Here is a 25,011-nt window from a genome sequence, read left to right as displayed (position 1 = left end):
GGGGTTGTTCAGTGCGGGCTCAGGCCGCGGCGATTTCATTCGGCTCAAAACTGTCCGCCCGCGCCATCTGCCACATGCGCGAATAAAACTCGCCGTTCACTTCGCCGGTGAGCAATTCGCCAGGTTTCAGGAACACATGCAGCTGCGAAAACAACTTGATCTCGGTGGCCGACATGCGCCGCACCAGGTGCTTGGCCGAGAGTTGCGAAGGGTGGTCGAGACCGGCGGCAGCGAGCATTTCGGCCAGGGCCTTCAGCGTGTTGCGGTGGAAGTTGAACACGCGCTGGGCCTTGTCCGGCACCACCAGTGCGCGCTGGCGCAACGGGTCCTGGGTGGCCACCCCGGTGGGGCATTTGTTGGTGTGGCAGCTTTGCGACTGGATACAGCCGATGGCGAACATGAAGCCCCGCGCCGAGTTGGCCCAGTCGGCACCGATGGCCAGGACGCTGGCGATGTCGAACGCGCTGACGATCTTGCCGCTGGCGCCGAGCTTGATCTTGTCCCGCAGGTTCAAGCCCACCAGGGTGTTGTGCACGAACAGCAAGCCTTCACGCAGCGGCACGCCGATGTGGTCGGTGAACTCCACCGGCGCGGCGCCGGTTCCGCCTTCCTTGCCGTCCACCACGATAAAGTCCGGGAGGATGCCGGTTTCGAGCATGGCCTTGGCGATGCCCATGAATTCCCACGGGTGGCCCAGGCAGAACTTGAATCCCACCGGTTTGCCGCCCGACAGTTCACGCAGCTGGGCGATGAAGTGCATCATTTCGATGGGAGTGGAAAACGCGCTGTGGCGCGACGGCGAGATGCAGTCCTCGCCCATCATGATGCCGCGGGTGTCGGCGATTTCCTGGGTGACCTTGTGCTTGGGCAGGATCCCGCCGTGGCCCGGTTTGGCGCCCTGGCTCATCTTGATTTCGATCATCCGCACTTGCGGGTTCTGCGCCTGCACGGCGAAGCGTTCCGGGTCGAAAAGGCCGGCGCTGGTGCGGCAGCCGAAGTAGCCGCTGCCGAGCTCCCAGGTCAGGTCGCCGCCGTTTTCCCGGTGATAGGGGCTGATGCTGCCTTCACCGGTGTCATGGGCGAAGTTGCCGAGCTTGGCCCCCTGGTTGAGCGCGCGAATCGCGTTGGCGCTCAGCGAACCGAAGCTCATGGCCGAGATATTGAACACCGAGGCCGAGTAGGGCTGCTTGCATTGCGGGCCGCCGACGATCACGCGAAACGCGCTGGGGTCGCTCAGCGGCGCGGGGCGCATGGAGTGGCCGATAAACTCAAAGCCCGACTGGTACACGTCGATCAGCGTGCCGAAGGGTTTGTCGGCACTTTCATTCTTGGCGCGGGAATAGACCAGCGAGCGCTGGGCCCGGGAGAAGGGCAGGGCGTCGCTGTCGGATTCCAGCAGGTACTGGCGGATTTCCGGACGGATGCCTTCCACCAGGTAACGGATATTGCCCAGGATCGGGTAATTGCGGCGCACCGCGTGGGGGCTTTGCAGCAGGTCGAAAATGCCGATCAGGCTAAGGATGCCGGTGACCACGGCGATCGGCCACAGCCATTCGTGTTCGATAAACGGCATGCTGGCGAGGGTGAAAATGACGCAGACGGCAAAGAACGCGTAACGGCTTAACAAGGACAGGCTCATACAGGGTTCCTTAGTTTTTATCCTGTAGGAGCGAGCTTGCTCGCGAAGGTCGTTAACGATAGCGCGGTTGTCTGGATGACCGCGGTGCATTGACGTTTTTCGCGAGCAAGCTCGCTCCTACAGGGCTCGATCAGGCGTTTTGCGCCTGCAGAAAAATCGAGAACAGCTCCGACTGGGATTTGATCCCTAGCTTGCTGTACATGTGTTTCTTATGGACTTTCACGGTTTCAACAGAGATTTCCAGCTTACGAGCGATTTCCTTGCTGGAGCAACCACTGAGCATCAAACGGCCCACATCCAGCTCCCGCGCGGTGAGTTGCGCGCCCCAGCCATCGTTGTGGATCGGCGCCTGCGGCGCGCTCACCTGGTTGAGTTCATGGGGCAGGCGTTGGCGCAGCAAGCCCAGCACCCACGGCTGGATCAGCGACAGCAGGGCAATCTGCTGCGGGTCAAAGCGCTGTTTGGAGCCCAGGGACAGGCACAGGGTTCGCCCATCCGGTTGCTGGCAGTTGAACTGGATTTCATCGGCCACCACGTTCAGCCGGAAGTAGCGCTGGTAATACTCGGTCAGCTCGAAATGCTCCGGGGCCACTTCGGCCAGGCGAAACAGCCCGGTGCGCGAGTGTTCGCGGCTGGCGATGTAGAAGGGATCGAGCAGGTATAAACCGTTGAGGTAATCCTGGAACAGATGGTCGGGTTCGCCGTCCTGGCCCGGGCATTCGGCGAACACCAGGGGTTTGTGCTCGCTGCTGAACAGCAACACCACCCAACTGTCGAACGGCACATATTGGTCCAGCAACCGGACCAGCTGCGTCCAGAAATTCGGCTGGTCCAGGGCGTCTATCATCTGCCCCACCGAACGGTGCCAGGCGATGTCTTCCAGCGACAATGTCATGCATCTACCCCCATAGGGTTAACCCGGCTGCGTGATTTCCCGAGTGTTCGCGGCTGCGCATACTGCGCCACAGATAAAGAACAAGGAATAACCATGAAGGTCGAATTTGCCCAGCTGGCAGGCCGCGATAACGGCACAGCTTACAACCTTGAGCGCGCGTTGGCGGCAATTGCTGCGTGTGCGGCGGATACCCAATTGGTCGTATTCCCGGAAACCCACCTGATGGGCTTCCCGACCGCCGGCACCGTGGCCGAGGTGGCCGAGCCTGTGGACGGCCCGACCGTGCAGGCGATTATCCAGGCCGCCCGCGCGCGCAATATCGCCGTGGTGATCGGCATGGCCGAGAGCGACGCGGGCCAATTCTATAACACCACCTTGATGATCACCCCGGACGGCATCGCCCTGCGCTATCGCAAGACCCACCTGTGGGCCTCGGACCGCGGCGTCTTCACCCCGGGTGACCGCTACGCCACCTGCGTGTGGAACGGCGTGCGAGTCGGCCTGTTGATCTGCTACGACATCGAATTCCCGGAAACCGCCCGGGCCCTGGCGCAGTTGGGCGCTGAAGTGTTGATCGTCACCAACGGCAACATGGACCCGTACGGCCCCACCCACCGCACTGCGATCATGGCCCGCGCCCAGGAAAACCAGGCGTTCGCGCTGATGGTCAACCGGGTGGAAGAGGGCGACGACGGCCTGATGTTCGCCGGTGGCAGTGCGCTGGTCGACCCGTTCGGCAGCTTGCTGTTTGAAGCCGGGCGCGGGGAAGGGCAGTTCCGCGTTGAACTGGACCTGGGGCAACTGGCGGCGGCGCGACAGGACTATCGCTACCTGGATGACCAGCGCTTGAAATTGCCGGGGGAGGTGATTGAGCGCGAGGACGGGACGCGGGAATTGTTGATCCCCAAACCCTGACACGGGTCTCGTGGCAAGGATGCTGTTGTGGCGAGGGGGCTTGTCCCCCGTTGGAGTGCGAAGCGCTCCCGCTTTTTCTGGGGCCGCTTCGCAGCCCAACGGGGGACAAGCCCCCTCGCCACAGAAGCTGCATTTCACCAAAAAGCTGCTTCAACCATAAAAATTATTGCGTTCGCTGCACCGACTTCAGTTCTGCCATAAATCTAATAATTGCGCGGAGAATCGCTCATGGCTCGTTTGCAACGCACCCTGTCGTTAGGGTCGGTGGTGCTGTTTGGCATCGCCTATATGACACCGATCATTGTCCTGGGCACCTTCGGTATCCTGGCGCAATCCACCGCCGGCATGGTCCCGGCCGCTTACCTGGCCGCCCTGGTGGCGATGTTCTTCACCGCCATGAGCTACGGCCGCATGGCCTCGGCGTTCCCGGTGGCCGGGTCCGCCTACAGCTATGTGCGCAAGGCCATCAGCCCCAAGCTTGGGTTTATCGCCGGTTGGGCGGTGTTGCTCGACTACCTGTTCCTGCCCATGGCCATCTGGCTGATCGGCGCGGCCTACCTGCATTCGGCTTTCCCGGCCGTGCCGCAATGGGTCTGGGTACTGGCGTTTATCGGGGTCACCAGTGTGATCAACATCATCGGCCTGAAACTCGCCAACGGCATCAACGCCTTGCTGATGCTGGTGCAGTTCCTGGTGCTGGTCGCCTTCGTCGCGCTGTGCATCCACTACATCGGCGGTGATGCGAGCAAGCCGCTGTGGACCATCACCCCGTTCTTCAACGGCCAGATGCAAATGCCGTTGATCATGAGCGGTGCGGCGATCGCCTGCTATTCGTTCCTGGGCTTTGACGCGGTCAGCACCCTGACCGAAGAAACCCGCGACCCGCGCCGCACGATTCCCCGGGCGATCATGCTGATCACCCTGATCGGCGGGCTGATCTTCGTCGGTGTGTCGTACTTCGTGCAGATCGCCCACCCATCGTTCGAGTTCACCGACGTGGATTCTGCCGCCTACGAGATTGCCCGCAACATTGGCGGCGACCTGTTTGTGTCGATCTTCCTGATCGGCCTGATCGTCGGCCAGTTCGCCTCGGGGCTGTCGGCGCAGGCCAGTGGTTCGCGGTTGCTGTTTGCGATGGGGCGCGACGGGGTGTTGCCCAAGTCGTTCTTCGGTACCTTGCACGCGCGCTTCGGTACGCCGGTCAACAGCATCCTGCTGTGCGCGGTGGTTGCGTTACTGGCGTTGAGACTGGACGTCACCACCTCCACCTCGTTCATCAACTTCGGTGCGTTCCTGGCTTTCAGCCTGGTGAACCTGTCGGTGATCTTCCACTACTGGATCGGTGCCAAGCAGCGCGGGTTGCGGGAGCTGGTGCTGTTCCTGGTGTTCCCGACCATCGGCCTGGTGGCGGATTTGTGGTTGATGGTCAGCCTTGATCACCTGGCGATTTACCTGGGCCTGAGCTGGTTGGCGATTGGCCTGGTGTACCTGGGTTTCCTGACGCGGGGCTTCTCCCGGCAGCCCCCGGAAATGGACTTCCAGGAAGCCGCATAGAAGCTCGGGGTCTATTCTTATTGCAATCGGTTCTCGTTTGGGCGCATCATTTGTGTTACTGTATAACAATTGATGTTCACCCAGACGCCCCGGAGGCCTTATGAAACCTGGTATCCACCCCGACTACCGCACCGTGTTGTTCCATGACACCGCCGCCGACGTTTTCTTCCTGATCGGTTCCACCGTGGAAACCGACCGTACGCAACAACACAGCGACGGCAACACCTATCCCTACGTACTCTTGGACGTGTCCAGTGCCTCGCACCCGGTGTACACCGGCCAACAGCGCAAGACCCAGTCCGAAGGCCGCATCGCCGGCTTCAACAAGCGATTTGCGTCGTTTGGTTCGGCCGGTAAAACCGCCGAGGCGTGATGCACCGCGCGTTACCTCAGGGCTGCTTCATTCAATGAAGTGGCCCTTTTTTATGCCTATCTGACGAAGTGATATCGCAAGGCCATCACTGCAAAGAAAAACCGACTAAACTGCTGGGTAATGGCCAGGAGGCTGTTACCTTGACCGTAGGACACGCACATCGACGCTATACGAGGTGCCCCATGGGAGAGTCAGTGACCTTCGCAAATCCCGACCGCCCGGTGGTGCTGTTGATTGACGCACACCCGGACGTGCTGGACCGCCTGACGCAGTTGCTGCGCCTGGAACCCTTTGAATTATGCAGCGCCACCGACGCCGCTCACGCGCTGGCGATTCTGGCGCAGCAACCCGTCGACCTGGTGATGAGTGCCGCGCGCCTGCCGGACATGGACGGCGCCACCCTGCTTGCGCAGATCCACCATGATTACCCGCACACCGTGCGCATCCTGCTGACCGGTGAAACCGACCTGACGCTGATCATCAAGGCCATCAACGAAGGGCAGATCTACCGCTACCTGAGCAAACCCTGGAAAGACGAAGAACTGCTGCTGGCGTTGCGGCAATCCCTGGCCCATCAACACTCCGAGCGTGAGCGCCTGCGCCTGGAGCAATTGACCCGCCAGCAGAACGACGAACTCAAGCAACTCAACGCCAGCCTGGAAAAACGCGTGGCCTCACGCACCAGCGAGCTGCAGCAAACCGCTGACATGCTCGACCTGGCCTACGAAGAACTCAAACACAGCTACGCCACCGGCACCGAAGTGTTCTCGCTGCTGGCCAACCTGCGCTTGCCCCGAGCCAAGCAAACCAACCGGCAGATCATCGAGCTGGTGCGCACCTGGTGCCACGGCCGCGGCCTGGATGAGGCCAGCAATCGCGACCTGACCATGGCCGCCGCGCTCTACAACATCGGCAAGTTAAGTTGGAGCGACAACATGATGGTCTCTCCCAGCGACCTGCTGCACAGCACCTACCGTGAGCGGTACCGGGCGTATCCGGCCCAGAGCGAATCGTTGCTGATGACCCTGGAACCGATGAAAGACGCGGCACGCTTGATCCGCCACCACCAGGAACGCTGGGACGGCAGCGGTTTTCCCGACCACCTCAAGGGCGAAGCAATACCTGTAGGTTCGCGCCTGTTGAAACTGGCGGTGGACTTCATCGAATTGCAACGCGGCTTGATCCTTGAGCGGCAGATGAACAGCGACGAAGCGCTGCTCTACATCCGCAAATACGCCGGGCGCCTTTACGACCCGGACATGGTCGAGGACTTCATCCAGGCCTGCGCCGCGTTCCTCAGTGACGTGACCCTGGGCGACCCGTCGGTGAAGGTCCTGACCACCCGCGAACTGGCCGAAGGCATGGTGCTGGCGCGCAACCTCAACGCCGACAACGGCATGCTGCTGCTCAACGCCGGCAAGGTGTTGAACCTGCCGCTGGTGGACAAGCTGATTGCGTTCGAGGCCATGGAAGGGGCGAAGTACAGCGTGTTCATCAAGGAGCCGGATGAGGCACTGCTTTCGGGGTGAGACCGGTTCATGGGATCCTTGCGCCTTTGTATTCAAGGCGACCTTTTCATGACCTCCACCATTCGCATCGCCGCCGCCCTGCTGATCGGCAGCGACGGCCAGACCCTGCTGGTACGCAAGCGCGGCACCCAGGCCTTCATGCAGCCGGGCGGCAAGATCGATGCCGGCGAGCAACCCGCAGAGGCTTTGGCCCGTGAGCTGCACGAAGAACTGGGCCTGCGAGTTGATCCGGCGGCGGCTGTGTACCTTGGGCAGTTCTCGGCGCCGGCGGCGAATGAGCCGGGGTTTGTGGTGCAGGCCGAATTGTTCCAGGTGCACATCGACGTGGCGGTGATGCCGGCTGCCGAGATTGAAGAGGTGTGCTGGATCGACCCGGCGGGCGACGGCGGTTTGCAGCTTGCGCCGCTGACCCGGGATTTGATTCTGCCGTTCTACCGCGCCTCTCTGATCCCTGCCTGATCTTGTGGCGAGGGAGCTTGCTCCCGCTGGGGGGCGAAGCGGCCCCAGGATTTTTGGGCCTGCTGCGCAGCCCGGCGGGAGCAAGCTCCCTCGCCACAGGTATCCGCTACAGGTCAGCGAACGGCGCTGACGCCGTCCAGGGTCGAAAACGAGGTGTCCTTGGCCGTCAGCAGAAAATCACGCATGTACGGCGCGTCCAGCATGTCGGCGCGAATCCCGGCGTACAGCGTGGCAAACAAACCTTTCTCCCCCAGCCGCTTGGCCTTCACATACCCCCGGGAGCTGTATTCATGCAGCGCCCAATGGGGCATGCCGCACACGCCGCGACCGCTGGCCACCAACTGCATCATCATCACCGTCAGTTCCGAGGTGCGCACCTGGGCCGGTTCTACATCCGCCGGTTCCAGGAAGCGGGTGAAGATGTCCAGGCGATCCCGCTCCACCGGGTAGGTGATCAGGGTTTCGCTGATCAGGTCTTCGGGCACGATGTACGGCTTGTTCGCCAGCGGGTGCTGGTTGGCCACGGCGAGCATGGCTTCGTAGGTGAACAGCGGTACATAGGTGATGCCCGGCAGCTCCAGCGGGTCCGAGGTCACCACCAGGTCCAGGTCGCCACGGGCCAGGGCCGGCAGCGGCGCGAAGGCGAAGCCGGAGGCCAGGTCCAGCTCGACTTCCGGCCAGGCATCGCGGAACTGGTCGATGGTCGGCATCAACCACTGGAAGCAACTGTGGCACTCGATGGCCATGTGCAAACGCCCGGCCGTGCCGCCGGCCAGGCGCGCGATGTCGCGTTCGGCACCGCGCAGCAAGGGCAGGGTGGCGTCCGCCAGTTGCAGCAGGCGCAGGCCGGCGCTGGTGAAGCGCAGCGGCTTGGTCTTGCGCACGAATAACTGCATGCCCATGCGCTCTTCCAGTTCCTTGAACTGGTGGGAGAGTGCTGATTGCGTCAGGTGCAGGCGCTCAGCGGCCTCCACCAGGCTGTCGGCTTCGCGCAAGGCGTGCAGGGTCTTGAGATGGCGGATTTCGAGCACGGGGTCTCCATGAATATAACTTGTGACAAATTCGGATCGGTTGAGTTTGTCTCATGTTGATAGGCCTGTCGACCGTCGTGCTCAAGTCCCGCCGCCTCACACCCCGGCAAAGTGCCGGGTGGCCAGCGCTCGCCCGATATTGCCGCGCCAGATAGGGTCCACCGCGGCCCCGGCTTGCGCCTGGGCGACTTGCCATTGCAGGCCCAGGTTGCGCTGCTCGGGAATCTTCAAGTGGGCCTTGATGAACTCGTCGAACTGCGCCCCGGCCTTGTCGTAATGAAAGTGCGCGTACCACAGGGTGGCGGGCGGCGTTTGTGTCAGGTCCTGAACCACGTATTCCTGAAGATAATCCGCCCGTCCTTTCTTGCCTTCATTGAGGTTGCGGGCCGGTTCGCCCTTGCGAATCTCCACCACCCGTTGTTCGCGAAGGTAGTCCAGATAACCTTCGGTAGGGGTTTTGCTGGCGAGGGTCTGGCGGATTCGCAGGTTGCGGCCCTTGATGGTCAGCTCCGCGGCCTTGGCCCGCAGCTGGCGCACGAGGTCCTCGGTGGGGTCCAGGCGTTCCAGGCGATTGGCCCGCAGGTTCAACTCGGCCGCTTCACTGACCAGCAGGTGCTCCAGGTCCACCGGCAGCATTTTTTGCTCGGTGTAGGCGGTGGCGCGGCTTTCGTACAGCCCGACGTTGTCCAGGCGAGCCCTGGCTTCGCTCACCACGAACGGCTTGACGTTGGACTCCGGCGGCGCGGGTTCCGAGGCGGCATTGTCCTTGAGCCGGGACTTGCCGCCGGGGCCCTTCACCCAGGTCTCGACGCGCCCGCTGGCGCTCTCAACCTGGTAAGTGGTGGCTTGGGTTTGTGGGTCGATGCTCTCGGTGCCCACCAGGGAAATATTGTCCTCGGTGTCGAATACCCGCCGTACAGGTTGCCCGGCCGGTGGGCGGCTTGCCGGCGACTCCTTGATGGCCCGGCGAGCCAGTTCGATCATCTGGTCAATGTCGACGAAAAACGCACTGAGTTGCGCCTGGTCGAAATGCTGCGGGTAACCGAGGTTCCAGGTGCGGATGGTCAGCCGGAATTGTTCATAGGCCTGTATGCAGTCTTCCAGCACCTTGCGCCGCTGTGTGATGTTGGCGCTGGCGTTGGGCAGTTCAAAATGCGAAGCCCATGCCCGGTTGACTTTGGCGTAGCTGTCCCGGGCCTGGGCCCGCAAGTAGAACCAAGACAGCTCGGCAACTTCGGGGTAAGTCTCAAGGGTATCGAAGCGGTGTAAGAATTTCAGGTGCGTGCGGTAGCTGTCATTGAGCGTACGTCGGAATTGCTCCAGCATCGGGCTTAGCCGGGTACGGTGGGCGGCATCGGTAACCTGATCGAACCAGCGGTTGAACTGGGAAAAGTCGGCATCGATCCGGTCCAGGTCACGCAGAATCTCGCTGCTGATCCTTTTACGCTGCCGCAGGATCTCCAGCATGGCGGGAACGATTGCCAAGGTGTCGAAAACCTCGGGGGAGATAGCGGTCATGTTATGGGTTCCAAGCTCCAGGATCCGTGCCTCGATCTGCTTGAAGTGATAGCGCGCCCGGTTCAGGGTGGTCAGGGTCAGGCGCGCCGCATTGCGGCTCATGTCCTCTCTGATCGCGCGCTGGCGGTTGCCGCTGGTAAAGGGCACGAACTCCGTCAGTTCCTGATACTGGCGGCTGTACAGTTCGATGTCCTGCTCGAAGGATCTGCGGATCGCCGGGCCTGCGCTGTCGGTGCGGGCCATCAGTTCTTCGGTTCGGTTAATGGAGAGCGCAATCAGGTCTTCGCGGCTGTTGATACTGTTGGCCAGCGCCTGTTGGCGGCGCAGGGCGCGGTCGGTCCACCAGCGTGGCAAGTAATCACGGATCGACTGGGGCCAGATCGGATCAAGCACTTCGGCCATATGCCCGAGCACGCTGCCGCCACCCGCCAGGCCGCCCTTGAATGCGCTGCCGTAGACGCCGTAGTGAGTGTCCCATTCGCCGTTTTCATCCAGGGCAATCGGCTGCTTGTAGGTTTTGCTGCGGGTCGGGCTCAGGCGCCAGTCCAGGGGATCGCCGGCCAGCTCAACCTGATAGATGCGCCCGCGCCGCACGATGAAGTCGCCTTCGGTATGCCGGTACACATTGCGATAAAAACCGTGGGTCTGCGGTTGCAGCCCGGCCAGCGAGATCACTCCTTCATATTCATAACCGGCGAAACGCTGTGCCGCCCGCCGAGCCTGGGTGACTGAGGGCAGGTGCAGGCTGGCGGCGCTGCTGGCCAGATGGCGCAATTGACGCTGGCGCGTGGCGGCGCGGGCGTTGACCGGCAGGGCTAGGCTGCCCGGCAGAATGTCCATGGCGCAGTCGATCAGCGACAACAGCACCGCCTCGACCTCGGCCAGGCCATGGCCGACGTTCCCGCGCAGGAACGCAGCAGTGGCCAGGTTGGCACTGGACCAGGCGTCATACAACGCGACGACCGAACCCACGAAAGGCACCAGCCCCAGGGCGATTTTCAGGTAGTTGAAGATCAGCCCGGCGCGCAGCGCATTCTGCTCCAGCAACAAGGCCGCGTTGGAGCGTGAGGTCGCGCGATGCGCTTCTATGACGCGGCCCATATGGGCGTTCAGCAAATGGGCGGCCAGCGAGGTGGTGGCCGGCCACGGGGTTCCGACGGCAAAGACCGGATCAAAATTCCGTTGCTGGGCCTGGGCGATCCGGGCGAGGTGGGCGGCGGTGTCGCCCTTGATGGCCAGGCCGGCCAGGTAGGCGCTCATGCCGCTGACCAGGCTGAGGTCGTAGAGCGCCTTGCGGGCCAGTTCCAGGCTCGCGTAGCGCCGCAGGTCCTGGTTGTCCGGGCTGTTCGGCAGGTACAGCAGGGTCAGGCCGGAGACTTGTTCCTGAATAAACGTGACCCCTGACAGGGTGGTCGGACCGAAGTCGGTATCTTCACCGCCCGCACTCAGCGTGGCCGGCAACAGCACGATTTTCTTGTCTTCCACCTGCCAGGCATCCGCGTTGTCGGCGTCGATGGCGATGTTCAGCAGCCGCAGATCGTTGTCGTCGAATCGCCCCAGGGCCCGGGCGCGTTTGCCCTGCAGCATGAGCATCAGGCGCAGCGGCTCGGTCAGGCATTCGCGACGGTGCTGCGTGGTGAAAGGCGCCGCCGCGGGATCACCGAGGAAGGTGCGGGTGATCAAGCTTTCGTAGGCTCCGGCGAGGTCCAGCTCCTTGACCAGGGTCTTCAGGTATTCCAGGGACAGGCCGGTGGTCAGCCGGGTGGTTTCAGGGGCATTGGGGCCGGAGACATCGAGCTTCATGTAGGTCAGGCGCTGGGCCAGCGTCGGGTCGATGTTTTGCTGGGCCAGTTGCAACAATGACAGGGTGCTGCGGCGGGTACTGGGCACCGTCACATACTTGAACGGTGTACCCGGGCCCGCGTATTCGGACAGGTATTCGCGCTCCTGGCTGACCGTATCGGGCAGGTCCAGTTGCACCGACCAGGTGTGTTCAAGCTGGAAGTCTTCGCGCAGGCGTTGGTCCAGGCGGCGCTGGCCGAAGTCGTCGAAGGGTTCCAGCTCGCGCTCGAGCAATTGCTGCGAGCGATGCAGGGCGCTGATCTGCGCGTTTATCAGATGCTTGAGCGCCAGGCGTTCATCTGCCGGCAACTGGCTCAACTCCCCAGGCAGTGCCCCGGCCAGGGTGCTGCTGCGTTGTTGCTCGAGCAGTTGTCCATACGCCAGTTCCCGCGCCGGGCACACCGGGGTTTGCAGGGTAAACAGGGTTTGTTCTTTGAGTTTGTCCAGGCCTTCGGTTCGCTCCTGGCCGAACGGAGGCACCGGGAAGAGGGAGATCAGCGCATACGCCTGTTGTTCGCTGGCGTACAGCTGCTGTTGCAACGAGTATTCAATCGGGTCGCCGGTGAGCAGCGACAATTGCAGGGTGACGTCCTGCGCTTCGCTCGACAGCTTGAACAGCGAGTGTTCCAGGGCTTGGCGGGATTCGAAACGCTGCAGGCCCCCTGCATTGCCGGGCCAGTACAGCAACAGGCTGTGGGGCGCCGAAGAGGTCAGCGCGCTGGTCTGGGTGATGAGCAACAGGCCTGTCAGTTCCTCGGAACCTTCCCTTGGGTCACGGCTGGAGAGGATCAGGCGGGTCACCGCGACAGCCGGGCGGCGTTCCGGGGCCGCGGGGTGTTCCGTGACGGCCAGGAGCAGGCCGTGTTCTTCATCGCTGATCTGCTGGAGCGCATGCTGGATGGCGCCCTCGGCGCGCAGGGCGGCGAGCCGCGCCTGGTAGAGCGCGTCATAGTCCGGATTGGGTTTTTGCCGCAGCTCAAGTTGATCGAGGGCAGCTTTTTTTGCCAGCAGGCCGCTGGCGGCATCATTGCCGGCCTGCTCTGCGTCTTTCAGCGCTTGCATCAAACCCTTCAACTGCACCAGCCGGGCGGTTTGCTCAGGGCCATCGCCCAGGAAGCGTTCCAGTGCGCTGCGTTGCAGCCTGATCGCGGCCCAGCGCTGGCCCAGGGCAATGTCGGCGCTGAGGTGGCCGAAGGGCAAGGCAGGAGGCAGGTCGCCAGCGTCCGGGCCGGGCGTAGCTGCCGGTTGATGCGGTGCGATAAGCATCGGGATTTCCCGGCGCTGGCTGTCCAGGCGGTCGGCATCATCCAGGGCATGGCTGGCGTAACGGGCCAGGTCACTGCCATTGCGATGACGGTTGCGCAGGCTTTCCAGCTGAGCCGCGTGCAGGTGCGACAGCAGGTCCAGAATGCCGTGCTCCAGGGGTTCGGTGCGCGAGCTGTATTCGACGGTGACAGCGTCAGCCGCGACGTCCGGCGGGATCAGTTGCTGATGCGCTGCGACCAGCCACTGTTCCATGTCGCGGCGTTGGCTGAAGACCATCACGCCGGGTTGCCGGCAGGGCAGGTACAGGGTTTGTGTCAACAGCGGCTCCTGGCCCACGGAGATGACCCAGGCGCCAGCCAATTTGACCTTGCTCTGGTCGGGCAGCAGCAACGCCAGCTGGCAGGTCTCGACGGGGCGTACGCCATTGGGGGTGGTGACCGGGTTGAGCACTGTCTGCAACGAGATCAGTTGTTGGGCACCCAGCCTTCCCTGGGCATAGGCCGATTGCCCGCAGGCCTCGAAATGCTGGCAGTACAGTTGTGCCGCCCGCTCGCGACGGGACAACGGCGTACCCGGCGCCCGGGTACTCCAATAGTTTTCCCAGCGGGCGCTGAGCAGTTTCCCCAGGCCCAGTGCCTGGAGCCGCTTGAGCAATTGCACGGGCGTGAGGGCTGACAGGCGGTGGGACGCCAGGCCGACCACGGTGCTGCGGGCATCCAGGGTGGGGGAGATGTCTGGAAACTGGCAGATAAATCCCCAGGCATCCACCAGGCTGACGAAGTGCTCGTCGTGATCTTCGGTCTTGAGAAATCCCAGGCCGACCGGTGCGGTGCCCAGTTGCCAATGCTCTGTGAGCAGTTGTTCGATGGAGTCGCGCACGCCGGGTGCCTGGGCAATCAGTTGATGCAGCTCCTGTTGGCTTTCGCGCCAGCGCGCTGAGGCTTGCAGGGACAGGCTTTGGTCCTGGAGGCGGGCCTGGCCTGGAAGCGACGGTGAGGCGAAGTCGCTCAGGGTGGCAGACGGGGGAAGTAGGGTGAGGTCACTCATGATGGTGTATTCATGCTCTGGTGAGACCGGGCTTGCCGGTGAATGCACCATTAAAAAGGCGGGGCCAGGGCGTGAGGTGATAGATAGATACGCGGATGACCGTTGGGCGCCCTTCATCAAACTGTCACTGAACTGTGGCAGCGCGCTTGTACAAAGTTCATCAGACTCGCGCTCTACTGGGGTTCTGCGTTTCGGTGTTTTTCATGCGCGTGTTGTTTTTCATGGCCGCTCTGTTATTCGGCCTGCCGTCCTTTGCGGCTTCTCGATGTGATGTGAATGTCCCGACTGAACGGGTTGATCTGGAACAGGTGAGCCTGGCCTACCAGAGCATTGGTCGTGCCTCCGACCCGGCCTTGCTGCTGGTGATGGGTCTGGGCGGGCAGTTGATCCACTGGCCGGACGAAGTGGTGGTGGCCCTGTGTGAGCAGGGCTTTCGGGTGATTCGTTATGACAACCGTGATGTCGGGCTGTCCACCTGGCGCCAGGCACCGGCCAGCGCCAACCTGACCTTTGAAGTGCTGCGCTACAAGCTCGGTCTGCCGGTGGCGGCGCCCTACACCCTGACCGACATGGCGGACGACGCACTGGGCTTGATGGACGGCTTGCACATCCAGCAATTCCACGTGCTGGGCGCGAGCATGGGCGGCATGATCGCCCAGCACCTGGCGGCCATGGCGCCGCAACGAGTGGAAAGCCTGACGCTGATCATGACCAGCTCCGGCGCCGAAGGCCTGCCGGCACCGAGTGCGGCGCTGGTGCAACTGTTGTCGCGCCGCAGCGCGCCCAATCGTGAAGTGGCCCTGGAACAACAGGCCGACCTGCTGGCGGCGCTGGGCAGTCCTTATGTGAAGGATGATCGCAAGGTGCTGTTGCAGCAGGCGGCGCAGTCGTACGACCGGGCGTTCAACCCTGACGGTGTGAAGCGCCAGATCATGGCGATCCTTGCCGAACCGAGCCGGGTGCCGTTGCTCAATCAACTGCGGGTGCCGACGCTGGTGGTGCATGGCACGGCCGATCCGTTGTTGCCGGTGATGCATGGGGTGCACCTGGCGGCGCATATCCAGGGCAGCCAGTTGCGGCTGATTCCGGGGCTGGCCCATCGTTTCCAGGAGGCGTTCAAGGCGCCGTTGCTGGCGGCGGTCTTGCCCTACTTGCAAGCGCATCGGCAGGATGCGGCGCATTGGGCGCAGATCGACCCGGTGGTGCCTGCGAAGGTTTTGTAAGGGCTTGACGGGGTGTATCGTGGGACCTTTCCGGCGTTTAATGCCAGCGAGGTTGCCTAGTCATGAGTACTCCCCTGAAAATCGATTTCGTCAGCGACGTGTCGTGTCCCTGGTGCATCATTGGCCTGCGTGGCTTGACCGAGGCCCTGGACCAACTGGGTCCGGAGGTGCAGGCCGAGATTCATTTCCAGCCGTTTGAGCTGAACCCCAACATGGCTGCCGAAGGGCAGAACATTACCGAGCACATCACTGAAAAGTACGGTTCCACGGCTGAGCAGTCCCAGGCTAACCGGGCGCGGATTCGTGATATGGGTGCGGAGTTGGGGTTTGCGTTTCGTACTGACGGGCAGAGTCGTATCTACAACACGTTTGATGCGCATCGTCTGTTGCATTGGGCGGGGCTTGAGGGGTTGCAGTACAACCTCAAGGAAGCATTGTTCAAGGCGTATTTCACTGACCAGCAGGATCCGTCTGATCACGGGACGTTGGCGGGGATTGCCGAGGGTGTTGGGCTGGACCGTGTGCGGGCAGAGGAAATTCTGGCTTCGGACGAATATGCCGCCGAGGTGCGGGAGCAGGAGCAGTTGTGGGTATCTCGCGGGGTGACTTCTGTGCCTACCATCGTGTTCAACGATCAGTACGCGGTGAGTGGTGGGCAGCCGGCTGAGGCGTTTGTCGGGGCGATTCGGCAGATTATCAGTGAGGCCAAGGGCTGAATGGGGCTGTCAGATAAAAATCAAAAGCAGCCGACCTGAGTGTTAGAAGCAAAAGCAGAGCCGCTTTATGTGGGAGCGGGCTTGCTCGCGAAGAACCAGAGGGCGCCGCGTTGAATCAGGAGGCCCAAGTCATCGTTAACGACCTTCGCGAGCAAGCCCGCTCCCACATTTGGAGCGTGCCCGCCTTTGATTTTGCTGTTGCTTCAATCAAACTTATAGCTGATGGCCGTCTGCACCTGCCCCTGATTCACATCCCCGGTCTCCTTGACGATGCTGCTATTGGCCGCTGACCCCACCAGGTGTATCCAACTGGCACTGGTCAACAGCGACCACTTCGCATCCAAAGGAAACTCAAAACTCTGCGTCAGCGTCAGGTTCTGAAACCCGGCACTGGCGTTATACGGCCGAAACCCGGAGGCCGCAGCCTCATTGGCATCCACCCCGAAAAACGTCTGCGCCTGGCGGGCATCGGCAAAGTGCGCCATCAGGCCGGTGCTGCCGATAATGCCGCTCCCCAACGGATAACCCAACTCGCCGCCGAGCTTGCCCACCACGCCGCTTTGATCACGCGCCCCGCCCACGGCCTGGCCCACCTGTGCATACACCCGCCAGAACTCAGCCGGAGCGTATTGGATGAAACCGCCGATCTCGGCCATGTCCGAAACATCGCGTAACCCACGCAACGAGCCATTGGCCGTGCGCCCCGGCAGGTAATTGATATAGGGCCCCGCGGTAAAACCGTTGGTATTGAGCGCACTCCAGGTCAGCCCATCGTCGGAACCCAGGCTGACACTCCCCCAATCCAGGTCGAAATACGGGATCGGCCGCGTTTCGTAGCGGCTGCCCGTGGGATCGTGGGGCTGATAGCTGACGCCTGCGCCGGCTTCACCGGTAATTCCGTCCGCCAGCGCAGCGCCGCAAACGCCCCACAGCCCCAGCAAACCGGTGAATACAGCAAAAGTAACCCTGAACATGGAGCCATTTCCTTTTGTGAACATGCGCGCATGAACGCGCAAACGCCCTGCCTTAGGCAAGCACTCATCTAGGTTGTAGCAAGCTACAAAAATTGTAGCAAGTTCCGACACAACCACACGCCGATACACGCCAAACCCTTTGAAAACAGGGGTTGGTGGCACTTGGCACACTCCATGCTCTATCCCCTGCAAGCGCAACAGCGCGTTCCTACTTCATAGGTAAATGCAGATGATCCACTGGCATATCGTGTGTGACTTCGACGGGACTATCACTCCTACCGACGTCATCGACAACGTCCTCCAACGCTTCGCCGGCCCCGAGTGGGAAACCATCGAGCAGGAATGGCTGGATGGGCACATCGGTTCGCGCGAATGCCTGAGCCGTCAACTGGCGCTGATCAAGGCGACCCCGGCCGAGTTGCTGGCGTATTTCGACAGCGTCGAGATCGATCCGGACTTCCCGGACTTCGTCGACCACGTCATGGGCCTGGGCGCTTCCATTGAAGTGGTCAGCGATGGCATCGAACAAGGCATCGCGCGGATTCTGTCGCGCAACTACGTGACCTTGCTGCCGATCCTCGCCAACCGCCTGCGCCAGGTCGACCAGAACAGCTGGCGCATCGACTTCCCGTATGCCAGCGACGCCTGCCGTGCCGCCTCCGGCAACTGCAAGTGCAAGTCCACGCCGCGCAACAAGCGCGTGCTGGTGATCGGCGACGGCAAGTCCGACATGTGCGTGGCCTCCACCGCCGACTTCGTCTTCGCCAAGGCCAGCCTGGCCGACTACTGCGAAACCAACAACATCCCTTACGCGCGGTTCGACACCTTCGCCGAACTGCCGGCATTGCTGGCCAAGCTGCCTCAGGGCATCGCCGCCAACGCCACCTCCTTCAGCACCTCTTCCGACAATCAGGAACTCTTCCACCATGTCTGATATCCGCATCGCTACCGCAGAAGACCAGGTTCTTCTGGATAAAGAAGCCAAGTACTGCTCCTACGGCGACACCGTTCACTACATCGACCCGCCGCGCATTTTCAGCCGCTGCGAAGGCTCCTACGTGTGGGACACCGAAGACCAGGCTTACCTCGACCTGCAAATGTGGTACTCGGCCGTTAACTTCGGTTACGCCAACCCACGCCTGAACAACGCGCTGAAGCAGCAGATCGACACCCTCCCGCAAATCGCCAGCCAGTACCTGCACAAAGGCAAGATCGAGCTGTCGGAAATGATCGCAGTCGACGCCAAGAAAAAATTCGGCCTCGACGGTCGTGTGCACTTCAACGTGGGCGGTTCGCAGTCCATCGAAGACTCCCTGAAGGTGGTGCGTAACGCCACCAACGGCAAGAGCCTGATGTTCGCCTTCGAAGGCGGCTACCACGGCCGTACCCTTGGCGCTTCGTCGATCACTTCGAGCTACCGCTACCGTCGTCGCTATGGCCACTTCGGCGAGCGCGCCAACTTCATCCCGTTCCCGTACCACTTCCGCGGCCCTAAAGGCATGACCAAGGAAGAATACGGCAGCCACTGCGTGCAGCAGTTCGCCCGTCTGTTCGAAACCGAATACAACGGTGTGTGGGACCCGAAAGTCGGCCAGAGCGAATACGCCGCCTTCTACGTCGAGCCGATCCAGGGCACCGGCGGCTACGTGATCCCGCCGATGAACTTCTACAGCGAGCTCAAACAGGTCCTCGACCAGCACGGCATCCTGATGGTTGTCGACGAAATCCAGATGGGCTTCTGGCGTACCGGCAAGCTGTGGTCGATCGAACACTTCGACGTCAAGCCGGACGTGATCGTCTTCGGCAAGGCATTGACCAACGGCCTGAACCCGCTGGGCGGCATCTGGGCCAAGGAAGAGTTGATCAACCCTAAGATCTTCCCGCCAGGCTCCACTCACTCCACCTTCGCGTCCAACCCGTTGGGCACCGCGGTAGGCCTGGAAATGTTCAAGATGACCAGCGAAGTCGACTACGGCGCAATGGTCATGGCCAAGGGCAAATACTTCCTGGCCGGCCTGCAAGAGCTGCAAAAGCGCTTCCCGATCATCGGCGACGTCGATGGCCTGGGCCTGGCCCTGCGCTGCGAAATCTGCGGCCCGGACGGCTTCACTCCGGACAAGGCGACCCTGGACTACATGGTCGAGGAGGGCATGAAGGGCGACATGGTGGTTGACGGTCAGAAACTCGGCCTGATCCTCGACGTGGGCGGCTACTACAAGAACGTGATCACCCTGGCACCGTCGCTGGAAATCAGCTACCCGGAAATCGACCTGGGCCTGAAGCTGCTCGAGCAACTGCTTGTGCGAGCGACCAAACGGTGAGCAGCCACGAGATCGACCTCGGTGAAGGTGATGCCGGCTTCGTTCTCGGTAGCGGTCCGATTGGGATCCTGTTGATCCACGGCCTGACGGGCACCCCGACGGAACTCCGTCGGGTGGCCCAGGGGTTGGCCAAGGTCGGTAACTGCACGGTGTACGTGCCGACCCTGGCCGGCCACTGCGGGGACAACAGCGACCTGCAAGCCACCGGCTGGCAGGACTGGTACGAAGGCGTGCGCAAGACCTTCGTCGCGGTGAAACAGCGTCACGAGCAGGTATTCGTCGGCGGCTTGTCGATGGGCGCGGTGATGTCGATGTACGTGGCGTCGCAGTTCCCCGGCCAGGTTGCCGGCTTGCTGATGTACTCCACGACGTTGAAGTACGACGGCTGGAGCATCAACAAGATGGCGTTCATCACGCCCTTACTGATCCGTATTCCCTTCGGTGTGCGCCTGTTCCGCTTTACTGAAAAGCCGCCCTACGGCATCAAGAACGAGCGCCTGCGGGCGATCGTCGAGCGGCAGATGAAGGAAGGGGAGAGCAGCGAGGCGGGTCTCTTGACCATGGAGGGCGTCACGGTGCGCGAGTTGCACTGGATGAATGCCGTGGTGAAGAAGCTCATGCCATCGATCAAGACCCCGGCCCTGGTGCTGCATTCCATCGAGGATGACATCACCAGCCGTTGGAACGCCGATTACGTGGAACGCCATCTCGGCGGCCCCGTGACCAAGATCCTGCTGGACAACTGCTACCACATGATCACCGTCGACCTGCAATACCGTCGGGTGATCGAGTTGAGTGCCGAGTTTGTCGGGCAGCACGCACACGCCACAGAGGCACCTGAAGATTATCGACAGCTGGCTTGAACCCTAAGGATTTGACGTGATCACCGCCCAAGCCTTTTCGACCATTCGGGCCATCGAACGCAGTGCCTGGAACGACTGTTTTCCCGATGCCCTGGAGGATTGGGACTATTACGTGGCCGTGGAAAACGCCGCTATTGATGACTTTCAGTGGCGCTACCTCGCGGTGTTTGACGATGCAAGGCTGGTGGCGGTCGCACCGGCGTTCATCACGCGGTATCGCCTGGACACCACCGTGTCAGGCGTAGGCAAGCGCTTTACCGAGCGCCTGGAGCGACTGTGGCCGGGTGTTTTGAAGTTGGGCCTGTATGCCATCGGCTCGCCGGTGGCGGAGCAGTGCAATGCGGGCATCGCCAGCCACGTTGCCGAATCAGGGCGCGAGGCTCTGCTTGCGCAATTGCTCGCTGCCGCGCGCCAGGATGCCGATACGTTCGGCGTCGGGCTGGTGGCGGTCAAGGATGCACCGACCAGGGACGAAGGCTGGTCAAACAGCTGCCTTGGCGCGGGTTTCCAGAGCATGCCCAGCCTGCCAACGGCCTTGTTGCCGATCCCTTTTGGTTCAGTGGACGCCTACCTCGGTTCCCTGGACAAAGCCACCCGCAAGGACCTGCGCCGTAAACTTCGTGCGCCGGGCCCGCGTGTCGAGTGGCGACGCAACATCGACGACGTACTGCCGCGCATCATGGCGCTGTACGAGGCCACCCTGGAACGCTCCGACCTGCAGTTCGAGCGACTGCCGGCAGGCTATTTCACCGGTATCCTTGAACAGCTGCAGGAACGTGCGGTCTGTGTGCTTTATTGGGTGGACGAGCAACTGGTGGCGTTCAACCTGATCCTGCTTAACCGGGATCGCCTGATTGACAAGTTTTTCGGCGAAGACAGTGACTACAGTCGCGAATACAGCCTGGCGGTGCGCAGTTGGTTAACCAACATCGACTACTGTATTCGCAACGATATTGCGTTATATGAATGTGGTCAGGCCGGCTATGCCAGCAAGTTGCTGCTGGGCTGCGAGTTCCAGGGCAACAGCATGTTTTTCCGCCACCGTAACTGGCTGGTCAACCGTGCGCTGTTCGTTGCAAAAGTGTTTCTCCGACCGGATCGATCCGACCCTGCCATGGCTGCTGCGATAAGCGAAACCTGATGATCAACAAGACCCGCCAAAAAGCCCGCCCCTTTGCCATTTCGCGTTGGAGCGTCCAGCGCAAGCTGGTGTTGGCGTTCTGGCTGGTGACGGTAATTCCGACGATGATCGCGGCGGAGCTGGCCGCCACGACGTTGTCGCAGATCTTCGACAGCAACGTGCGCATCTGGCTGCAGGAGTCGACCAAGATCGTCAAGGACGAGATCGGCGACATCCTCCACGACAACGCCCGGGTTGCCCAACTGTTCCTGCGCTATACCAAACCGCCGTCGTCGCGCCAGGCCGAGAAACACGACAAGCTGACCGCCGATATTGCCGCCGCCACCGACATCGACGTGGTGGCGCTGATCCGCAGCAGTGACCACAAAATCGTGTTTACCACCGCCGCCGATGACATCGTCAAGCAAATCAACCTGGCCAGTAATGCGGTGTTGCAGACGGTCCAGGTGGGTGGCGTGACCACCGGGGTTGTGGTGTCCACCTTCGAGACCAGCGAGGACGGCGTCGATTATCAACTGCTGGTGGCCACTTATCTGGACAGCAGTTTCCTGACCAGCGTGGCCGATGTGCATTCCCTCGACCTGCGCTTGTACCTGGCCAACCCCACCGGGTTTTCGGAGATTTTCTCCACCCAGCGCTTCGTCGATCACCCCACGCGGATTCCTTCGAGTATCGAATCTGCGCTGCGCAGCACCAAGCAGCCCAGCGAACAGTTCACCAATAACTACAGCGGTTTGTACTGGCCGATCTTCAACGATGCCGGCGAGCTGCAAGGGGTGATCTTCAGTGGCTTGCTGCGCCATACCAGCCTGGTGGGCCTGGTGAACCAGAGCAATCTGTTCGTGTTGATCTTCCTGCTCAGCTCGGCGTTGTCCCTTGGTGCGGGCATGCTGGTGTCCCAGCGCCTGACCCGGCCATTGCGGGATCTGTCCGAAGGCGTCAGCGCGGTGATCTCGGGTAACTATCAGCACCGTGTGGCGGTCAGCGGCGGCGACGAGTTGGCGCAACTGAGCAGCACCTTCAACCACATGACCGAGCGCCTCGGTGAGTTGCATCACCTGGAAGCGCAACTGCGCCGCCGCGACCGCCTGCATGCACTGGGCGAAGTGGCCATGGGCCTGGCCCACGAAATTCGCAACCCGCTGGGCATTATCAAGACGGCCACCCAGTTGCTGCATCGCCGCGCCGATTTGCCGGAAACCGACAAGCGTCACCTCGAATACGTGATCAGCGAAGTCAGCCGGATCAACGACCTGATCACCGAATTCCTCGACTTCGCCAAACCCAGTGCACCGCTGCGCACCGTGCAGGCGGCACGCCCGGTGGTGGAGGAGATCCTCGGCTTCTGCGGGCCTGAGCTTGCGACCCATAACATCGACGCGCAAATTGATGATGCGGCTCCCGGCGCGACGATTTATGCCGATGCCAAGCAGCTCAAGCAGGCGTGCCTGAACCTGATTCTCAACGCCATCGACGCCATGCCCGGAGGCGGGCGCCTGACCCTGGGCATCCACAGCGTGGGCGGCAACACGGTGATCAGTATCGGCGATACCGGCGAGGGCATTGCGCCGGACATGATCGAGCGGATCTTCACACCATTCGTCACCACCAAGGCCTCGGGCACGGGCTTGGGTCTGGCCAAAGTGTTCTCGATCATGGAAAGTCATGACGGCAGCATCGAATGTGTCAGCGAGACAGATGCCGGCGCCACCTTCAGCCTGTACATTCCGGCCCAGGGTGCAGACGACGGCGATGATGAGGATGGTGATGACGCATAACGTATTGGTAGTTGACGACGAACCCAAGCTCTGTGACTTGCTTTCGTCGGCCTTGAGCCAGAGTGGGATCCAGGTGTTTACCGCCGGCAACGGCCTGCACGCGCTCAAGGTGCTGGAGCAGGAAGACATCGACCTGGTGATCAGCGACTGGCGCATGCCCGGCATGGACGGGCCGGCGCTGCTGGCGGAAATCAAGGTGCGCTACCCGCAGTTGCCGGTGATCGTGATGACCGCCTACAGCACCGTGAAGAACGCGGTGCAGTCGATGCGCAACGGCGCCTACGACTATATCGCCAAGCCCTTCGATATCGACGAGCTGGACATCACGGTGGCGAAGGCCCTGCAGTTTCGCGACATCATGCGCGACAACGCGCGCATGCGTGCCGAGTTGGATGAACATGCGCAGTTCGACAGCCTGGTGGGCGACAGCCCGGCGTTTCGCCGCGTGCTGCACGCCGTGGACTCGGTGCGCGACAGCAACGCTACGGTGCTGCTGACGGGCGAAAGCGGCACCGGCAAGGAGATGGTCGCCCGCGCCATCCACAAGCACGGCAACCGCGCCGACAAGCCGTTTGTGGCGGTCAACTGCGCGGCAATCCCCGAAGGTTTGCTGGAAAGCGAGATGTTCGGCCACCGCAAGGGCGCCTTCACTGGCGCCGTGGCGGATCGGGTCGGGCGCTTCATGCAGGCCGACAAGGGCACGTTGTTTCTCGATGAAGTGGGTGACATGCCGTTGGCGTTGCAGGCGAAAATCCTGCGGGCCTTGCAGGAGCGGGTGATCGAGCCGGTGGGTGACCCGCGCGAGCGCAAGGTGGATGTGCGAGTGATCGCTGCCACCAACAAGAATTTGCTGGATGCGGTGGCGAACAAAGAGTTTCGTGAAGACCTTTACTACCGCTTGAACGTATTTCCGATTCCGCTGCCGGCCTTGCGTGAGCGGGTGGAAGATATCGCGCCGCTGGCCCGGCACTTTGCCCAGACCTTGAGTGCCACGGCGGGCAAACGCATCACCGGTTTCAGCCCCGAGGCGTTGCAGGCCATGGCGGCGTATTCCTGGCCGGGCAATATTCGTGAGCTGCAGAACTGTGTGGAGCGGGCGACCATTGTCGCGGCGACGCCGGTGATCGAGGATATTGATTTGCCGGCGTATCTGTTTGCTTCGACGCCTGCTGAGGATGGGGTGGGCGCGATACTCAGCAACGGGCCGGGTGTGCCGCAGGATCTGGATGCGGCGCTGGCTGAGGTGGAGAAGGCTTACATCATGGCTGCGTTGCAGGAAAGCAACGGGGTGCAGGCTGCGGCGGCGCAGAAGATCGGGATTTCCGAGCGCAGTTTTTGGTATCGGTTGAAGAAGCTGGGGATTCAGGTGGACAAGATTGTTCGCTAGGGGGCGCTGAGCGGTTGCTTGGGGGCATATCCGTTATTTAGGTAACGGCGGCTTATGGTTCTGCTCTTACAGCGAGTCACTTTTGGCAAACGCCCGGAATGCCGGCCCAGCCAAAAGTAAAAGGTCTTTGCCCCACCACTCGGTGCCTAGCTTAGGCTCGGCATGCCCGCACTCCGGCCATCGTGGTTGACGGGGTGCCTAAGATCAAAAGCAAAAGCACAGCGGCCTCCCGGCCGGCTTGAGTGTTAAAAGCAAAAGCAAAAACCAGAGCGAAAACAGATCTGCTTTTCTGTGGGAGCGGGCTTGCTCGCGAAAAACCTGAGAGCGCCGCGTTCATTCAGAATGCCCGCGTCATCGTTAACGACCTTCGCGAGCAAGCCCGCTCCCACATTTGGACCGTGCCCGCTTTAGATTTTGATTTGGCTTTTGCTCTTCAACACTCAAGCCGGCCGGTAGGCCGCTGTGCTTTTGATCTGCTTTTGATCTTGATCTTAGGCGCCCCGTTAAACCACGCTGGCCGAACGCAGGCTTTGGAGCGTG

At 61.7% G+C, this 25,011-nt stretch carries 19 protein-coding genes; 14 read left to right on the top strand and 5 right to left on the bottom strand.

Annotation, left to right across the window (positions count from 1 at the left end; all coding sequences use genetic code 11):
• Positions 1–19: 19 nt before the first annotated feature.
• Together AC3WKX_RS10495 and AC3WKX_RS10490 are read right to left on the bottom strand one after the other, a co-directional pair.
• Complete coding sequence (locus tag AC3WKX_RS10495; protein ID WP_003216444.1) at positions 20–1,639, bottom strand: FMN-binding glutamate synthase family protein; 1,620 nt, start codon at positions 1,637–1,639, stop codon at positions 20–22.
• 130 nt (positions 1,640–1,769) lie between these two features.
• Positions 1,770–2,534: a helix-turn-helix transcriptional regulator gene (locus AC3WKX_RS10490; protein ID WP_087692794.1), complete on the bottom strand. Its 765-nt coding sequence runs from the start codon at positions 2,532–2,534 to the stop codon at positions 1,770–1,772.
• A gap of 93 nt (positions 2,535–2,627) precedes the next feature.
• Here AC3WKX_RS10490 and AC3WKX_RS10485 point away from each other — a divergent pair, with 93 nt between their 5' ends.
• The 5 genes from AC3WKX_RS10485 to AC3WKX_RS10465 all read left to right on the top strand — a co-directional run bounded on the left by AC3WKX_RS10485 (position 2,628) and on the right by AC3WKX_RS10465 (position 7,364).
• Positions 2,628–3,449 (top strand): carbon-nitrogen hydrolase family protein, encoded by an 822-nt coding sequence (locus AC3WKX_RS10485; protein ID WP_102369845.1) that lies wholly within the window; start codon positions 2,628–2,630, stop codon positions 3,447–3,449.
• Between the two features lie 228 nt (positions 3,450–3,677).
• Positions 3,678–5,003: an APC family permease gene (locus AC3WKX_RS10480; RefSeq protein WP_003216451.1), complete on the top strand. Its 1,326-nt coding sequence runs from the start codon at positions 3,678–3,680 to the stop codon at positions 5,001–5,003.
• Positions 5,004–5,103: 100 nt separating this feature from the next.
• Positions 5,104–5,376: a type B 50S ribosomal protein L31 gene (locus AC3WKX_RS10475; protein ID WP_003216453.1), complete on the top strand. Its 273-nt coding sequence runs from the start codon at positions 5,104–5,106 to the stop codon at positions 5,374–5,376.
• A 182-nt stretch (positions 5,377–5,558) separates the two neighbouring features.
• Positions 5,559–6,905: a response regulator c-di-GMP phosphodiesterase, NosR family gene (gene nosR, locus AC3WKX_RS10470; protein ID WP_023659212.1), complete on the top strand. Its 1,347-nt coding sequence runs from the start codon at positions 5,559–5,561 to the stop codon at positions 6,903–6,905.
• A gap of 48 nt (positions 6,906–6,953) precedes the next feature.
• Positions 6,954–7,364, top strand: a complete 411-nt coding sequence (locus tag AC3WKX_RS10465; RefSeq protein ID WP_102606051.1) for an NUDIX hydrolase — start codon at positions 6,954–6,956, stop codon at positions 7,362–7,364.
• Positions 7,365–7,477: 113 nt separating this feature from the next.
• Here the strand turns inward: AC3WKX_RS10465 and metR are convergent, their stop codons facing one another.
• Both metR and AC3WKX_RS10455 read right to left on the bottom strand, forming a co-directional pair.
• Positions 7,478–8,395 (bottom strand): transcriptional regulator MetR, encoded by a 918-nt coding sequence (gene metR, locus AC3WKX_RS10460; protein WP_003216460.1) that lies wholly within the window; start codon positions 8,393–8,395, stop codon positions 7,478–7,480.
• Between the two features lie 96 nt (positions 8,396–8,491).
• Positions 8,492–14,068 (bottom strand): dermonecrotic toxin domain-containing protein, encoded by a 5,577-nt coding sequence (locus tag AC3WKX_RS10455; protein WP_102606050.1) that lies wholly within the window; start codon positions 14,066–14,068, stop codon positions 8,492–8,494.
• Positions 14,069–14,271: 203 nt separating this feature from the next.
• Between AC3WKX_RS10455 and AC3WKX_RS10450 the strand changes: the two genes are divergently transcribed.
• Together AC3WKX_RS10450 and AC3WKX_RS10445 are read left to right on the top strand one after the other, a co-directional pair.
• Positions 14,272–15,291 carry an alpha/beta fold hydrolase gene (locus AC3WKX_RS10450; RefSeq protein WP_032899419.1) on the top strand — a complete coding sequence of 340 codons (1,020 nt, stop codon included), beginning with the start codon at positions 14,272–14,274 and terminating at the stop codon, positions 15,289–15,291.
• Positions 15,292–15,353: 62 nt separating this feature from the next.
• Positions 15,354–16,007: a DsbA family oxidoreductase gene (locus tag AC3WKX_RS10445; protein ID WP_003216466.1), complete on the top strand. Its 654-nt coding sequence runs from the start codon at positions 15,354–15,356 to the stop codon at positions 16,005–16,007.
• A 203-nt stretch (positions 16,008–16,210) separates the two neighbouring features.
• Here AC3WKX_RS10445 and AC3WKX_RS10440 read toward each other — a convergent pair whose 3' ends face one another.
• A complete protein-coding gene (locus tag AC3WKX_RS10440; protein WP_102606049.1) occupies positions 16,211–16,981 on the bottom strand; it encodes a MipA/OmpV family protein in 771 nt (256 codons plus the stop codon).
• A gap of 229 nt (positions 16,982–17,210) precedes the next feature.
• On the opposite strand from AC3WKX_RS10440, the gene AC3WKX_RS10435 reads away from it, so the two are divergent.
• The 7 genes from AC3WKX_RS10435 to AC3WKX_RS10405 form a co-directional block, all read left to right on the top strand.
• Positions 17,211–17,915 (top strand): MtnX-like HAD-IB family phosphatase, encoded by a 705-nt coding sequence (locus AC3WKX_RS10435; RefSeq protein ID WP_008435530.1) that lies wholly within the window; start codon positions 17,211–17,213, stop codon positions 17,913–17,915.
• Entirely contained in the window at positions 17,908–19,302 is a 1,395-nt protein-coding gene (locus tag AC3WKX_RS10430) for an aspartate aminotransferase family protein (protein ID WP_003216473.1), read from the top strand. Before AC3WKX_RS10435 ends, AC3WKX_RS10430 begins: the two co-directional genes overlap by 8 nt.
• On the top strand, positions 19,299–20,165 hold the full coding sequence (locus tag AC3WKX_RS10425) for an alpha/beta hydrolase (RefSeq protein ID WP_003216475.1): 867 nt from the start codon (positions 19,299–19,301) through the stop codon (positions 20,163–20,165). Before AC3WKX_RS10430 ends, AC3WKX_RS10425 begins: the two co-directional genes overlap by 4 nt.
• Before the next feature lie 16 nt (positions 20,166–20,181).
• The gene (locus AC3WKX_RS10420; RefSeq protein WP_003216477.1) at positions 20,182–21,306 is read left to right on the top strand and encodes a GNAT family N-acetyltransferase; all 1,125 of its coding nucleotides are present in this window, start codon (positions 20,182–20,184) and stop codon (positions 21,304–21,306) included.
• Positions 21,306–23,084 carry a sensor histidine kinase gene (locus AC3WKX_RS10415; protein ID WP_003216479.1) on the top strand — a complete coding sequence of 593 codons (1,779 nt, stop codon included), beginning with the start codon at positions 21,306–21,308 and terminating at the stop codon, positions 23,082–23,084. The genes AC3WKX_RS10420 and AC3WKX_RS10415 overlap by 1 nt, the downstream gene beginning before the upstream one ends.
• Positions 23,074–24,471: a sigma-54-dependent transcriptional regulator gene (locus AC3WKX_RS10410; RefSeq protein ID WP_003216481.1), complete on the top strand. Its 1,398-nt coding sequence runs from the start codon at positions 23,074–23,076 to the stop codon at positions 24,469–24,471. The genes AC3WKX_RS10415 and AC3WKX_RS10410 overlap by 11 nt, the downstream gene beginning before the upstream one ends.
• Positions 24,472–24,713: 242 nt before the next feature.
• On the top strand, positions 24,714–25,011 hold a 298-nt coding region (locus AC3WKX_RS10405), incomplete at its 3' end, for a hypothetical protein (protein ID WP_218275235.1).

It is taken from the genome of Pseudomonas sp. GP01-A4, from assembly GCF_058780865.1.
Note: the sequence above shows the minus strand (reverse complement) of the source record. Positions and strands in the feature narration are given on the sequence as shown.

What these genes read in the sequence shown, in the direction of transcription:
- AC3WKX_RS10490 (WP_087692794.1), bottom strand. Translation starts at nt 2,534, where the DNA reads ATGACATTGTCGCTGGAAGACATCGCCTGGCACCGTTCGGTGGGGCAG.
- AC3WKX_RS10410 (WP_003216481.1), top strand. Translation starts at nt 23,074, where the DNA reads ATGACGCATAACGTATTGGTAGTTGACGACGAACCCAAGCTCTGTGAC.
- AC3WKX_RS10480 (WP_003216451.1), top strand. Translation starts at nt 3,678, where the DNA reads ATGGCTCGTTTGCAACGCACCCTGTCGTTAGGGTCGGTGGTGCTGTTT.
- AC3WKX_RS10495 (WP_003216444.1), bottom strand. Translation starts at nt 1,639, where the DNA reads ATGAGCCTGTCCTTGTTAAGCCGTTACGCGTTCTTTGCCGTCTGCGTC.
- AC3WKX_RS10465 (WP_102606051.1), top strand. Translation starts at nt 6,954, where the DNA reads ATGACCTCCACCATTCGCATCGCCGCCGCCCTGCTGATCGGCAGCGAC.
- AC3WKX_RS10475 (WP_003216453.1), top strand. Translation starts at nt 5,104, where the DNA reads ATGAAACCTGGTATCCACCCCGACTACCGCACCGTGTTGTTCCATGAC.
- AC3WKX_RS10485 (WP_102369845.1), top strand. Translation starts at nt 2,628, where the DNA reads ATGAAGGTCGAATTTGCCCAGCTGGCAGGCCGCGATAACGGCACAGCT.
- nosR (WP_023659212.1), top strand. Translation starts at nt 5,559, where the DNA reads ATGGGAGAGTCAGTGACCTTCGCAAATCCCGACCGCCCGGTGGTGCTG.
- AC3WKX_RS10435 (WP_008435530.1), top strand. Translation starts at nt 17,211, where the DNA reads ATGATCCACTGGCATATCGTGTGTGACTTCGACGGGACTATCACTCCT.
- AC3WKX_RS10445 (WP_003216466.1), top strand. Translation starts at nt 15,354, where the DNA reads ATGAGTACTCCCCTGAAAATCGATTTCGTCAGCGACGTGTCGTGTCCC.
- AC3WKX_RS10430 (WP_003216473.1), top strand. Translation starts at nt 17,908, where the DNA reads ATGTCTGATATCCGCATCGCTACCGCAGAAGACCAGGTTCTTCTGGAT.
- AC3WKX_RS10450 (WP_032899419.1), top strand. Translation starts at nt 14,272, where the DNA reads ATGCGCGTGTTGTTTTTCATGGCCGCTCTGTTATTCGGCCTGCCGTCC.
- AC3WKX_RS10440 (WP_102606049.1), bottom strand. Translation starts at nt 16,981, where the DNA reads ATGTTCAGGGTTACTTTTGCTGTATTCACCGGTTTGCTGGGGCTGTGG.
- AC3WKX_RS10415 (WP_003216479.1), top strand. Translation starts at nt 21,306, where the DNA reads ATGATCAACAAGACCCGCCAAAAAGCCCGCCCCTTTGCCATTTCGCGT.
- AC3WKX_RS10455 (WP_102606050.1), bottom strand. Translation starts at nt 14,068, where the DNA reads ATGAGTGACCTCACCCTACTTCCCCCGTCTGCCACCCTGAGCGACTTC.